Annotated in this window: 7 protein-coding genes; 5 read left to right on the plus strand and 2 right to left on the minus strand. The window is 39.1% G+C overall.

The annotated features are described in order from the left end of the window. Nucleotides 1-158 precede the first annotated feature (158 nt). The 4 genes from AC1DNH_RS11090 (at nt 159) to AC1DNH_RS11105 (ending at nt 6,603) form a co-directional block, all read left to right on the plus strand. Nucleotides 159-2,498, plus strand: coding sequence for a family 20 glycosylhydrolase (locus AC1DNH_RS11090; RefSeq protein ID WP_477584839.1), 2,340 nt, complete (start codon nt 159-161; stop codon nt 2,496-2,498). Nucleotides 2,499-2,927: 429 nt separating this feature from the next. After that, nucleotides 2,928-3,329: a hypothetical protein gene (locus AC1DNH_RS11095; RefSeq protein WP_477584838.1), complete on the plus strand. Its 402-nt coding sequence runs from the start codon at nt 2,928-2,930 to the stop codon at nt 3,327-3,329. Between the two features lie 158 nt (nt 3,330-3,487). Further along, complete coding sequence (locus AC1DNH_RS11100; RefSeq protein ID WP_477625382.1) at nt 3,488-5,047, plus strand: S10 family peptidase; 1,560 nt, start codon at nt 3,488-3,490, stop codon at nt 5,045-5,047. 593 nt (nt 5,048-5,640) lie between these two features. Next, the gene (locus AC1DNH_RS11105) at nt 5,641-6,603 is read left to right on the plus strand and encodes an acetyl-CoA carboxylase carboxyltransferase subunit alpha (protein WP_477607972.1); all 963 of its coding nucleotides are present in this window, start codon (nt 5,641-5,643) and stop codon (nt 6,601-6,603) included. A gap of 360 nt (nt 6,604-6,963) precedes the next feature. On the opposite strand, the gene AC1DNH_RS11110 is transcribed toward AC1DNH_RS11105, so the two are convergent. Next, nucleotides 6,964-10,005, minus strand: a complete 3,042-nt coding sequence (locus AC1DNH_RS11110) for a glycosyltransferase family 117 protein (protein ID WP_477607970.1) — start codon at nt 10,003-10,005, stop codon at nt 6,964-6,966. Nucleotides 10,006-10,221: 216 nt separating this feature from the next. Then, nucleotides 10,222-13,248 (minus strand): protein O-mannosyl-transferase family, encoded by a 3,027-nt coding sequence (locus tag AC1DNH_RS11115; RefSeq protein WP_477607968.1) that lies wholly within the window; start codon nt 13,246-13,248, stop codon nt 10,222-10,224. A gap of 370 nt (nt 13,249-13,618) precedes the next feature. Here AC1DNH_RS11115 and AC1DNH_RS11120 point away from each other — a divergent pair, with 370 nt between their 5' ends. Next, complete coding sequence (locus AC1DNH_RS11120) at nt 13,619-14,560, plus strand: ribose-phosphate pyrophosphokinase (RefSeq protein WP_029278327.1); 942 nt, start codon at nt 13,619-13,621, stop codon at nt 14,558-14,560. Nucleotides 14,561-14,604 lie beyond the last annotated feature (44 nt).

Raw genomic sequence — 14,604 nt, forward strand, 5'->3', positions numbered from 1 at the left:
CTATTGCATTTTCATCAAACGTTTGCGCAAAACTTACTTGAGCGTATAAAGAAGTTTAGTTTATCTTTAACTCATAAGTGTATCATCTTCAGTATTAAAACTGTAATGTGCTTAACGGAATACGCTAAACGCAAATTATAATAATTCATCATTTACACATGAAAAGCATTCTATTTACTCTTGGTTTCGTTATTGTCATTCAAGGTCTTTTATTCGGTCAAACCGACAGCACGGTTATTCAATCAGTACCTAACATTAAAGAAATAAAGGCCGGCGACAAGAAAATTATTTTTCCCGAAAGCCCAAAAGGTTATTCCTTGGTATTTAAGGGAAGTAATCGTGAACCAATAGTAAATCCATCTGGCGATATTAATACCCCACTGGTTGCAACAAATGTCAACTTGTACTTCGAGCTGATTAGTCAGGTAAGTGATTCGATACGGTATGATGTATCTAAACAGATCGTTGTGCCTGGGAAATTTTCAGACGGTGGCATTAACCCACAACCTTTTGTAATCCCCGCTTTACGCGAATGGCATGGTGGTAAAGGCAATTTCTCTTTAACGGCCACCAGTAGAATTGTTTTAAATACAGCGAATGAGAAACGGCTGCAGAACGCTGCCAGCATTTTAAAACAAGAGTTGAAAGATCAGTTGGGTTTTAACCTGTTAATTGTGAAAGGTAAGGCTAAAAAAGGCGATATTTTTTTATCGTTAGGTGCAACAGATAAAAGCATTGGCGAAGAAGGATACTACTTTAATGCAGATGAATATATTACCATTAGTGCAGTAAAATATCAGGGATTATTCTGGGGAACCAGAACTTTGCTACAGTTATTGGAACAGAAAAATTCCATTCCAAAAGGGCTGGCAAGAGATTACCCTGAATTTAAAGTACGCGGATTTGTGCTCGATGTTGGCCGTAAGTTCTTTAGTTTACAGTTTTTAAGAGATTATGTGAAATTCATGTCTTACTACAAATTGAACGATTTTCAGATCCACCTAAATGACAATGGCTTTAAAAAATACTTCAATAATAATTGGGCTGATACTTATTCGGCTTTCCGTTTGGAAAATACAACCTACCCAGGGCTGACGGCAAAAGATGGTTCTTATACCAAAAAGGAATTTATGGCGCTACAACAGTTAGCCGATAATTATGCGGTCCGCATTATTCCAGAAATTGATGCACCGGCGCATGCGCTGGCCTTTACCAAGGTAGTCCCCGAAATTGGCAGTAAAGCATATGGTATGGATCACCTCGATCTCCATAATCCACTTAGTTATACGGTTATGGAAAATGTATTTAAAGAATATATTTCTGGTAACACACCAGTGTTTACGGGTAAAGCGGTTCACATTGGTACAGATGAATATGCTAAAAAAGATGCAGAAGTTTTTAGGGCTTTTACCGATCGCATGATTAAATATGTAGAAAGTTTTGGAAAAGATGTTAGGCTGTGGGGAGCATTAACACACGCAAAAGGTACCACTCCTGTAAAAGTAGAAAATGTGGTGATGAACACCTGGTATAACGGTTATGCCAACCCTGTTGAAATGAAGAAACTGGGCTATAAGCAAATCAGTACGCCTGATGGATGGCTATATATTGTACCTGCAGCAGGCTACTATTATGATTACCTGAACATTAAAAATCTTTATAACAAATGGACCCCTTCTATGATCGGAAATGTTCAGTTTACACCTGGCGATCCTACTATATTAGGTGGCTCTTTTGCCGTGTGGAATGATATTGTAGGCAACGGAATTACAGAAAAAGATGTACATGACAGGGTATTTCCCGCCATGCAGGTATTAGCACAAAAGATGTGGGGAGGAAGTAATACAACTTTAACCTTCGACGATTTTAACGTTTTGAGCAAGAAGATAGGTGAAGGCCCATCATTAAACATAAGTGGAAAGCTATCTAAAAACGATGCACCATTTACAGCCCAGTTTAATTTCGATAAAAAGGACAAACAAATCAAAACTACTGATGCAACTTATACAGAAGGATATTTAAAGAACGCTTTATCATTTTCAGGAAAAGATAGTTATGCCAGGTTACCATACGCTGAAATAGGTTATAATTATACGGTTTCTTTTTGGGTAAACCCTGCCAGTAACAATTTGGATGGTGCGCTGTTATTCAAATCGCCTAACGCTACTGTAAAATTAAAACAGACAGGTACGGGCAAACTTGGGTTTTCAAGGGAAGGTTATGATATCGATTTTGGATATGCTTTGCCCGAAAATAGCTGGACACACGTGGTCATAACCGGAACCAATAAGGGCACCAGTCTTTATGTGAATGGTAAACTCGAAAAACGATTGTACGATAACTGGATCACGTTTACAGACAAAGACAAAACGAAAGTGCGTAAATCGGAAACTTTGTTTTTTCCGCTTCAAACAGTTGGCGGATTTAAAGGAAAGTTAGATGAATTGCAAGTTTGGAACAAGGTATTGTCAGATGAAGAGATTCTGGCCTTAAAGTGATAAAAAAGAATTAAACAATAACCCGTCTCGATTAAATCAGTTTTTATTAGCCGATACCGCAAATGCGGTATCGGCTTTTTTGTCTCCCGTATTTTGAATAATATTTTAAGCAAACGTTTGTGCTGTGTCGGTTTTAGACTTTGTTTTCTTAGGCTTAAAGTAGATTCAAACTGTAATATTAAACAGTCGTAGTTGTTTGATTTAGTTATTTTCTGTGATTTTGTATTTGCTTATTAATCAAACGTTTGCGCGTAGGTTTAGCGAGGCATCTCCTCAACAAAGCATTATCTTTAACTAACAAGCTACTGTAATCTCACCTGTAATTTAATAGTTATTCACTTTTACTACCGCGTAAGATTGTAGTTGTATTTTCTGGCGCTATACACAAATGATTTTTAATTAATATTTAACCCATTTAAACCAAAGAAAATGAAAAAAACAATTGCTTTACTTGTAGCTTCTTTAGCTTTTACAGTTTGTCTGTTTAGTAGTTTTACGCCCGAAAAAGTTGCCCTTTCCCCTAAAAAGGTTATGCGCCGGGGTGTAGTTACGGTTACAAAAAATTTCACGACCAGTAATGGCCTGGCTGCAGTGGCAACACTTCAGTATACCACCGGGCAGGTTTATTCGAGCATTACAGTAAGCATAGAAGGAGAGGGCAACGTTCCGCTAACTTCGGTGTCCCATTCCTCAGGCCCAATTTATGCCGATACTTTTGAAGGTTATAAGGCCGGATCTTATTATGAATATTTTGTAGATGTATTGGTAACCGGAAACCCGACTATTGGCTGGCAAATTTCAGATGCAAGCGCCGAAGCGGTGGTGATTTAAATCGCCAGCCTAAATAAAGAGTCTACTGCTTCATTGCAGCAGTTTTTTGCAGAACCGGCATTGCCAAAAGCAGTGCTGGTTTTTTTTATGGTAACATTTCTAATGCGCTTTTTGATTAACGCCACAATAGTTTGATATTTAGAAACCAAACTCAAACAATGAAATTCAGATTTATACTCGCTACATTTTTAAGCATGGGCATTTTTGCATATGCACAACAAGAACCAAGAAAAAGCCAATCTAAAGAAACCGTAACCACTACCCAGGTTACCGTTAAAGATGAACCTAAATCTTCAGCAAACGAAAGGACAATTAAAGTAGAAAGTTCTGTTGTTACCAATCATACTGTAAATATCGATGGCAAATCCGTTCCTTATAAGGCCACAACAGGTACATTACCGGTTTGGGATGAAGACGGAAAACCGATTGCAGGCTTGTTTTATACTTATTACGAACGCAGTGATGTGCAAAATCGCGATAAACGACCTTTAGTAATCTCTTTTAACGGCGGCCCGGGTTCAGCTTCAGTTTGGATGCACATCGCCTATACTGGCCCTGTGGTTTTAAATATTGATGACGAAGGTTATCCTGTGCAACCTTATGGTTATAAAGAGAATCCATATTCTATTTTAGATGTTGCCGATATTATTTACGTCGATCCGGTTAACACTGGCTATTCAAGAGCGGTGAGTAAAGATATTCCAACCAATAAGTTCTTTGGAGTACGTGCCGATATTAAATATCTGGCTGAGTGGATCAATACTTTTGTAACCCGCAATAACCGATGGGCCTCTCCAAAATTTTTAATTGGCGAGAGTTATGGTACCACACGCGTTTCGGGTTTGGCTTTAGAGCTGCAAAACAGTCAATGGATGTATTTAAACGGTGTGGTTTTGGTTTCGCCAACAGAACTTGGTATTGAGCGTAGTGGCCCTGTTGATGCGGCTTTGCGTTTGCCATATTTTGCAGCTACAGCCTGGTATCATAAGGCGCTTGCGGCCGATTTACAAGGCAAAGATTTAACAGCCATGCTTCCTGAGGTTGAAAATTTTACCATTAATGAATTAATCCCAGCTATTTCGCAGGGCGGGATGTTAAGTGCTGATAAAAAGAAAGCCATTGCCACAAAAATGGCGCATTACTCCGGTCTTTCAGAAAAAGTGATATTAGATTACAACCTCAATGTACCAACCGATTTCTTTTGGAAAGAACTGCTGAGAGATAAAGGTTTTACAGTAGGTAGATTAGATTCGCGCTATCGTGGTATCGATAAAATGAGTGCCGGCGAAGGACCCGATTATAATGCAGAGCTAACCTCTTGGCTACATTCCTTTACACCAGCCATTAATATGTACATCCGCAACGAGCTGAATTATAAAACCGATTTAAAGTACAATATGTTCGGTTCCGTTTACCCATGGGATAAAGCAGGTGATCAGACTGGCGATAACCTCCGCCAGGCCATGGCACAGAATCCATATCTGCACTTATTGGTGCAATCAGGTTATTACGATGGTGCCTGCGATTATTTCAATGCGAAATACAGCATGTGGCAGTTAGATGCGGCAGGTAAACTGCAAGACCGTATGAGCTGGGAAGGTTACCGGAGCGGACACATGATGTATTTACGTAAAGATGATCTGAAAACGGCCAATAACCATATCCGTGAATTTATCAAAAAAGCATTACCAAAAGCAGGCGAGGCAGCTAAGTTCTAAAATTGGTCGTCATTTCGACTGAAGTGCAATCCCGAATTTTCGGGAGAGAAATCTTTAAGCGAGTTCAGATAAATCGCTTAAAGATTTCATCGCCAAACTAATTATTTGTCAACTCTTTTAGGTTTATTGGAGCGCAGGTGCAGTGTAATAATTATCGTTCGTCCTGCTTTGCGCTATATCTTTTTTATTGTTCATGTCATGCTGAGGCACGAAGCATCTCACCCCGATGAAACAGATGCTTCGTGCCTCAGCATGACAGCAATTTTAAGGTAGTGCTGTAAAAAAGTATGCCGCTTCAATCAGGGCTAGGTAGGTTAGGGCGGTGGCAAGGAAACCCCTCATAGTTGCAGGAACAGGTGTAATCTAAACCCGACCGGAGTGAGATGCTCCCGATTTTACATCGGGAGCAGAAACGGGGGCGGGACAGAACCAAACCAAAGCACCACTGCAATTGCTTTCCAAATCATGAAGAATAAAAAACTATTTACAATGCTAATTTTCCTTTACGCTGGTTCGATTTATTCCCGCAAAAACGCAAACAAAAAACTGTTCACTGCAAACTAAAAATAATTACTTATTTTTGTGGTTCAATTATGCAGCAAATAAAAACATCATTCGATTTTGAAAAACCTATTGCCGATTTAGTTCAGCAGATAGAAAAGGTTAAGCAAGTTGCCGAAAAAACTAAGGTAGATATGTCTGCCACTTTAGATGAGCTTGATGGTAAATTAGATGAAACTACCAATAACTTATATAAAAATTTAACCGGTTGGAACAAGGTTCAGATGAGCCGTCATCCCGATCGCCCGCAAACACTCGATTACATCAATATGATCTGCGATGATTTTATTGAAATGCACGGCGATAGAACGGTTAAAGATGATAAAGCGATTATTGGCGGTTTTGCTACCATAAATGGCCAAACGGTAATGGTTATTGGTCACCAAAAAGGTAAAAACACCAAAGAGCGCCAGTTCCGTAATTTCGGTATGGCCAACCCTGAAGGTTACCGTAAAGCTTTGCGTTTAATGCGTTTGGCTGAAAAATTTAATAAACCGGTTGTTTCTTTTATCGATACTATGGGGGCTTACCCTGGTTTAGAGGCCGAAGAACGCGGACAAGGTGAGGCCATTGCCAGAAACTTATTGGAAATGTCTATTCTTCGCGTGCCAATTATCTGCATTGTTGTAGGTGAAGGTGCTTCTGGAGGTGCTTTGGGTATTGGTATCGGCGATAAAGTTTATATGTTAGAGCATACCTGGTACTCGGTAATCTCTCCTGAATCCTGCTCATCTATTTTATGGAGAAGCTGGGATTTTAAAGAGAAAGCTGCTGAATGTTTAAAGTTGACTTCTGATGATATGTTTGGCAACAAACTAATCGATGGTATTATTCCAGAACCACTTGGAGGTGCGCATCAGGATCCGGAGTTAATGGGCCGAACTTTAAAAGATTACCTTATTAAAGATTTAGCTGCCTTAGGTAAACTAAAAACCGATAAACTGATCGAACAAAGGATTGAAAAATTCTGTGCGATGGGTGTTGTAAACGAATAATCATTAAAAAAATAAATTTGAATCCTGTTTGGCAACGCTGAACAGGATTTTTTTGTGGATAAATCCCAAACTTTTAAGGGTATCACTAGATATACGTCACCCTGAATTTATTTCAGGGTCTTTGTAGCGTGATAGATGCTGACCACGAAGTACCTATTAGGCCATTAAAACAATACAAAATGCTAATAAAATAAATTCAGCATGACGATTGCACGGATAACCGAGTGGAAAATTAATCATTATTAAGCCAACTTAGGCTATGATTTAAACCTCGCAGGTTTTAAAAACCTGCGAGGTTTGGTCAATAAAAAAGCAGCTACAAATTAATGCAGCTGCTTTGTAAGCTATTTTCAGATCCGTTTACTGTTGTGGCCCCTGTTGTGGGAAAAACATCGATAAACGGCCTTCTAAACTGTTAAATGTTTTCTGCAGCTTATCACTCAGTTTATCCTGACCTGCAGCTTTACTCGTTTTAATCATTCTGTCTAGGTAGTATAATCCCGTTTGAATGTTCTGTGATCCGGTTAAACCTTTTGATTGAGATATGTCAGCCAGGTAGTTTAATTCTTTATTGATATAATCGCCAGATTTGTCTAAAATATCATTAGCTCGGGCGGTTTCTCCTAGTTTATATAGGTTTTCAGCCATGTAAAATTTCACAACAACCGTACGGATGCCGAAGAATTTATCAGGCATTACAGCAAAATATTTATCTACTACTTTTTTGGCATCAGCTATTTTACCTTCTTTAATTAAGCTGTTGGTTAAGCTACTGAAGAGATTGGTGAAAATGAAAGTATCATCTGATGACTGTGGATCTAAATATTTAGCGGTTTTCATATTTCCCCACTTAAATTTAGTCATCACATTATTATACAATACAGGCGTATTTAATTGCTCCGGCCTATCATCAGATGCTGTTGTGTCAGCTTTAAGCGGTAATAAACGCATGGCCAAACCTTCGCTGTATAAATATTTGTCTAAGCCGTTATATTGCTCAGAAGGTACTGTAGAAGCGAAATAAATCGGGCGTTTCCAGTTGTTATGTGCAAGAATATCGAACATGGCCAAAGTTCCTTTAGTAACATAACCTTTATTAAACTTCCAATCCATTGTGGTGGCGATTTTTGAAGCATCAGCTGCAGGTACTGTTCCTGTACTTACTACTTGCTGCGGATCTACTGTAATTTTAAGGTTTTTAGTTGGCAGGAAGTTAGATTTTGATCCATCCTGCATAGGTACTTTGTCGCTTTCATCGTTTGATAGCAACAAATCAACTACGTTTTTAAGCTCAACACTACCTGCAATTTTGTAATCATCGTATGGCATTACATCTCTTTCTCCCTGTACATATTGCTCAGGTTTCATTGAAATTGGTAATGGAGCCGATTCATTTTGTTTTTGCCTTAAACCGTTAATGTACCAATCTGTATCGAATAAACTTAAGTTTACAATACGCACATCAGGACGAACATTTTCTACCTCCTGGATATACCAAAGTGGGTAGGTGTCATTATCGCCATAAGTAAATAAGATGGCATTTGGCGCACAGGATTGTAGGTAATCCAAGGCAATATCATGCGGAACCATTTTTGTAGAGCGGTCATGATCATCCCATCCCTGCTCGGCCATAATTACCGGTGCAGCCAGTAATCCAATTACCGTTGCACCAATGGCACCGGCAGTTGGCGTTAGTTTTTTAAACAACCACTCTTTAATGGCGAGTGCCCCGAGCCCGATCCATATTACAAAGGCATAGAACGATCCTACATAAGCATAATCCCTTTCGCGGGGTTCTAATGGTTTTTGATTTAAGTATAATACAATGGCAATACCGGTAAAGAAGAATAGTAATGCTACAACTCCCGCATCTTTTTGGTTACGTTTAAAATGCCAAAGTGCACCAATAACGCCTAAAATTAATGGTAAAAAGAAGAAACGGTTATACGCTTTATTATCGACGGTTGATGGTGGCAGATTGCTTTGATTGCCTCTCAACATGGCATCGATTGGTTTAATGCCGCTAATCCAGGTACCTTCATGTCCGCTACCCTGACCTTGCTCGTCATTCTGGCGGCCAGCAAAATTCCACATGAAATAACGCATGTACATGTAGCCAATCTGATAGCTGAACAAGAAACCAACGTTATCCACCAGATTAGGATTTTTAGAATCATCTAAGCGCATCCACTCTTTATAAAAAGCAGCATGTTTAGGATCATCGCTATACATACGTGGCAGTAAAGTGTTGTTGTTATACTCGTAATCGGTTTTTTTACCCGCTACCTCATATTTGTCTTTTCCTTTTCTCCAGATGGTTTTTCCTTCAGTTACACCTACTCTTTCAGAGTTATAGTTAGGACCGTAACCCAATGGCCTGTCGCCATATTGCTCACGGTTTAAGTAGCTTAAGAAAGAGAAAGCATCTTTCGGTGCACTGTTATTTAAGTTCGGATCTGCCTTTGCCCTGATGATAATCATCGAGAATGATGCATAACCGAAAATGATTAATACAGTAGAGATTAAACCTAGGTTTAATAATTTCTTTTGGTGCTGGATAGAATAACGGATTCCCCAAACCAGGGCGCCGATTAATAAAATAGCGAAGAATAAAACGCCTGTTCCAAAACCCAGACCTAATGTGTTAACAAAGAATAAATCGAAATAAGCACCAAACGAAACCAGGTATTGGATAATACCATATTGGATTACCGCTAAGATTAGAATACCAACAATAAGGGTTTTAATAATTCCCGATGTTGTTGCTTTATCTGTTCTTTTGAAATAATAAATAAAAGCAAGTGCTGGGATGGTTAGTAGGTTTAACAAGTGGATACCAATTGATAAACCCATAATATAGGCAATAAACAATAACCAACGATCGGCACGTGGCTCATCGGCATGTGCTTCCCATTTAAGGATAGCCCAGAATACAATCGCTGTAAATAACGATGATTGTGCGTAAACTTCTGATTCTACTGCCGAAAACCAAAAACTATCAGAGAAAGTATAAGCCAAAGCACCAACGGCACCTGCACCCATAATGCTGATCAATTTACCGGTTGTTAACTCTTCGCCGGCTTTTAACACCGTTTTTTTAGCCAATGCAGTGATGGTCCAAAATAAGAATAAGATAGTTGCCCCGCTCGATACAGCCGAACCAACATTCATCCAGTAAGCGATTTTGGTCAAATCTCCAGCTGCAAAAATAGAGAAGAAACGTTGGAGCATTAAGAACAAAGGCGCACCAGGCTGGTGAACAACCTGCATTCTAAATGCCGATGCGATAAATTCACCGCAATCCCAAAAACTGGCAGAAGGCTCTAAGGTTAAAACGTAAGTTAGTGTAGCAATTAAAAAGCAGATCCAGCCTACTATATTATTAACTTTTGAATAATTCATTGGTTTGTTTAATGATATTAAAAATTGTTTTCACATAAAAATGCTGCCGAAATTAACTATTCTAGTCGATAAAACAGGTAAATTTTTAGATTGATTTAACAATTTTTAACGGCTTAAGGCCTTTAACATAAAGGATTTTAATTTATTTGAGAAGCAAAAACCCATAAGCAGAAAGGTGAAATCTGCCTATGGGTTAAAATTTAGAATGTTTTTAGCTTAACCCGCTGCAAATGGGGTAAACCTTACAATCAGATCATTGTATTTTTTTTCAAGGCTTTTGCTTAGCTCAGCTTGTTTAAAAACCTCGGTTAATTTTACCATTTGTCCTAAATAGCCAAGGTAGAAACGTACATCCTGCTCAGATGATAGCTGGTTTTTGCTTTCTGAAACATCAGCAAGATGGATTAATTCCCTGCCCACGTAATCGGCAGTTTTTTTGATCATTGCATTTGCACGGTTTAAATCATTTAAACGATAAAGGTTTTCGGTGAAATAATAAGTGCTCATTACCTGGCGCATACTGTAAAATTTAGCAGGAATTACCTCAAAATATTTATTAGCCAATTTTTTGCTTTCGGTAATTTTACCTTCGTTTATCAGGCCGGTTAATAAACCGTTAAATATATTCGAGAACATGGTTACATCATCAGCAGATTGCCTGTCTAAATGGTTGGCGTATTTAATGTTGCCAAAACCATAAACATTCATCATATTGTTGTACATCGGTTTCAGGTTTACACGGTCAAAATCTTGTGTAATTGCCGTATCTGGTTTCAAAGGCAATAATCTTTTATTTAATCCTTCCACATAAAGGTATTTGTTTAGCCCAACGTATTGCTCATCTGGCATTGCCCCAGTAAAATAAATCGGTCGCTCCCAATTATTGTGTACCAAAATATCAAACAAGGCCAATGTCCCTTTCGTAACATAATTTTGGTTAAAAGCCCACTCCATACTGCTTGCAATTTTGCCTGCATCTTCTTTGGGCACGGTTCCGGTATCCAAAACCTGCTGTGGACTTACCGCCAGTTTAAGGTTTTTGGTTGGTAACACATTGTATTTAGAACCATCGTTCATGGTTACTTTATCTTCGTCATGATCAGATAGAAGCACGTCTAAAATTTCCTGTAACTCAATATGCTGGGCGATTTTATAATCCTGATAGTACATAATATCGCGTGTACCAGCAACATATTGATTGCGCTTAATCGTTAAAGGAAGCGGCGCTGATTGATTTTGCTTTCTTTTCATTCCGTCTATGTACCAATCGGCAGTGAATAAACTTAGATTTACCACACGCACATCCGGACGGATGTTTTCTACTTCCTGCGCATACCAAACCGGATAGGTATCATTGTCGCCATAAGTGAACAAAATTGCATTGGGCGCGCACGATTTTAGGTAATTGACAGACATATCTCTGGCTACATGGCTATCAGAACGGTCGTGATCGTCCCATCCCTGATTGGCCATAATAATCGGCGCACCGAACAAGGCAATAATCGAAGCAAAAATACTGGCCCGCACAGGCGTTAGTTTTTTGAAGATAAAGTCTTTTAATCCAAATACACCTAAACCGATCCAGATGGCAAAGGCATAAAACGAACCAACATAGGCATAATCCCTTTCACGTGGCTCAATCGGAACTGAGTTGAGATAAACTACAATGGCAATACCAGTAAAAACAAATAGTAAACCAATAATACCTGCATCCTTCTGGTTACGTTTAAAGTGCCAAACCGCGCCGATCAAACCGATAATCAGCGGCAAAAAGAAAAACCTGTTGTACGCTTTGTTTTCTACAATCGATGGCGGAAGGTTTTTCTGATCACCAAGCCTGATCGCATCCAAAGGTTTAATGCCACTGAGCCAATTGCCATCTTTCCCGCCAAATTGCCCATCTTCATTGTCTTGCCTGCCCACAAAATTCCACATGAAATAACGCATGTACATTTGTCCCGTTTGAAAAGATAACATATATTTTAAGTTGTCCATCAAGGTAGGTTTGTACTCATCATCAAAACCCATGTAACTTTTGTAAAACCTAATGTGTTCGGGTTTATCACTGTACATGCGTGGAGCTAAAGTTTTATCTCCAAAAACATAGTCGGATTTTGTTCCTGCTGATTCATATTTTGTTTCTCCTTTTCTGTAAAGTTTTCCGCTTTCTTTAATGTCGATCTTTTCAGAATTATAATTTTCGCCATATAATAAAGGCCTGTCTCCGTATTGCGAACGGTTTACATAACTCAGAAAATTAAAAGCATTCTCTGGATCGGTATTGTTTAAATTTGGTTTGGCCTGTGCCCTGATAATGAGTAGGGCAAAAGAGCTGTATCCAAATAGCAATAAAACAGTGAACAACATGGCCAGGTTTAAAACCCTTTTATTTTTGAGGATGGAATAGCGGATGCCGTAAACCAGACTTCCAATTACTAAAATGGCAAAAAATAATACACCCGATCCAAAACCCAGGCCCATTGTATTCACAAAAAAGTAATCGAAATTTGCCGCAAAAGATACCACGTACTGAATAATGCCGAACTGTACCACTGCCAATACAGCGATTGAAATAAGAAATACTTTTAACACACTTTGCCAGTTAGGAGAAGGATTCTTTTTAAAATAATAAACAAATATCAATGCAGGGATGGTTAGCAGATTTAGAATATGTACACCGATAGAAATGCCCATGATGTATGCCACAAAAAGCAACCACCGGTCTGATTTAGGTTCATCAGCCTGCGATTCCCATTTTAATATGCCCCAAAATACAATGGCGCTACAAAGCGACGACATGGCGTAAACCTCTGCTTCCACTGCCGAAAACCAAAAACTATCAGAAAAGGCATAAGCCAAGGCCCCAACAAAACCTGCACCCATAATGCCGATGATTTTTTGGTTGGTGATTTCTTCGCTTTTTTTAATGACCGTTTTCTTGGCCAGTGCGGTAATGGTCCAAAACAAAAAGAGGATGGTGCCTGCGCTGGCAAGTGCCGAAGATATATTAACAAAATAGGCAACTTTAGTTTTATCGCCAAAAGCGAGTGCCGAAAACAACCTCTGGATCATGGAGACTATTGGAGCACCGGGCTGGTGAACTACCTCCATTCGGAAAGCCGAAGAAATAAATTCGCCACAATCCCAGAAACTTACAGATTGATCTAAAGTTAAGATGTAGGTGAGCGCGGCAACGATAAAACAGAGCCAGCCTCCAATGGTGTTGATCCTTGAGTAATTCATAGTTTAATTTTAGTCTTTGATAATAAATGATTTAAGTGGTTCGTAGTAAAAAAAGTCGCATAAAAAAAGAAAATGTTGCACGCTATATGATGATTTTTTTATCTTTGCATCGCAAACAGGAACAGCAGGAAAGAAATTAAAAATATTTTAAAATCACTCTTGCATATTTAAAATAAGGTTCCTACATTTGCATTCCCTTTCGAGGAGAATATCCTTGATAAGTTTTTGTCCGATAGTATAAGGGTAGTACAACGGTTTTTGGTACCGTTTGTCTTGGTTCGAATCCAGGTCGGACAACTAAAATTTAATGTCGGATCATGTTTTAAATAGACATGATCCGATTTTTTTTAACCGTAAACTACACGAACCCATGCCATTGCAGTTTAACCCGGTAAAGCTTTTTTCCGGAACAGGTTCTAAGGGATTATCACTTAAGATTGCCGAACATTACGGCAAGCCACTTGGTAGCGTAACCATTCACAAATTCAGTGATGGAGAGTTTCAGCCTTCCTTTGATGAGTCAATCCGTGGTAGCGATGTTTTTCTAATCCAATCTACTTATCAGCCCAGCGATAATTTAATGGAGCTTTTGCTAATGGTTGATGCTGCGAAAAGAGCATCGGCACATTATATTACGGCAGTTGTTCCTTATTATGGTTTGGCCCGCCAGGATAGAAAAGATAAACCACGTGTAGCAATCGGTGCTAAATTGGTAGCTAACTTATTAAAATCAGCAGGTATACACCGCATTATGACGATGGATTTACATGCTGCACAGATACAGGGTTTCTTCGATATCCCGGTTGATCACTTAGATGGATCGGTAATCTTTGTGCCTTATATCAAAAGCTTGGGCTTAAAAAACTTAACTATTGCATCGCCAGATATGGGCGGTTCGTACAGGGCACGTACTTTTGCCAAGTTTTTTAACGCTGAGGTAATTATTTGCGATAAACGCCGTAAACGTGCCAACGAAATCGAATCGATGTCGATTATTGGTGATGTAACCGGACAGGATGTGGTATTGATCGATGATATTTGCGATACTGCCGGAACCTTATCAAAAGCTGCGGCTTTGATTATGGAAAACGGTGCCGCAAGTGTTAGAGCGGTTTGTACACACGCTGTATTATCAGGCAAAGCAATAGAAACGGTAGAAAATTCGGTATTAACCGAGTTAATCGTTACGGACACTATCCCGTTGAAACAGGAAAGTCCGAAAATTAGGGTGCTAAGCACAGCCAGTTTATTTGCAAGGGCAATTGCCAATGTAAACGAGCACGGTTCAATTAGTGATCTGTTTAGAGTATAACGTTGAGCGTTATTGCGATGAGCGCTTAAAACGCCAGCCGCCGA

The sequence above is a fragment of the Pedobacter sp. 01N310 genome (assembly GCF_056399805.1).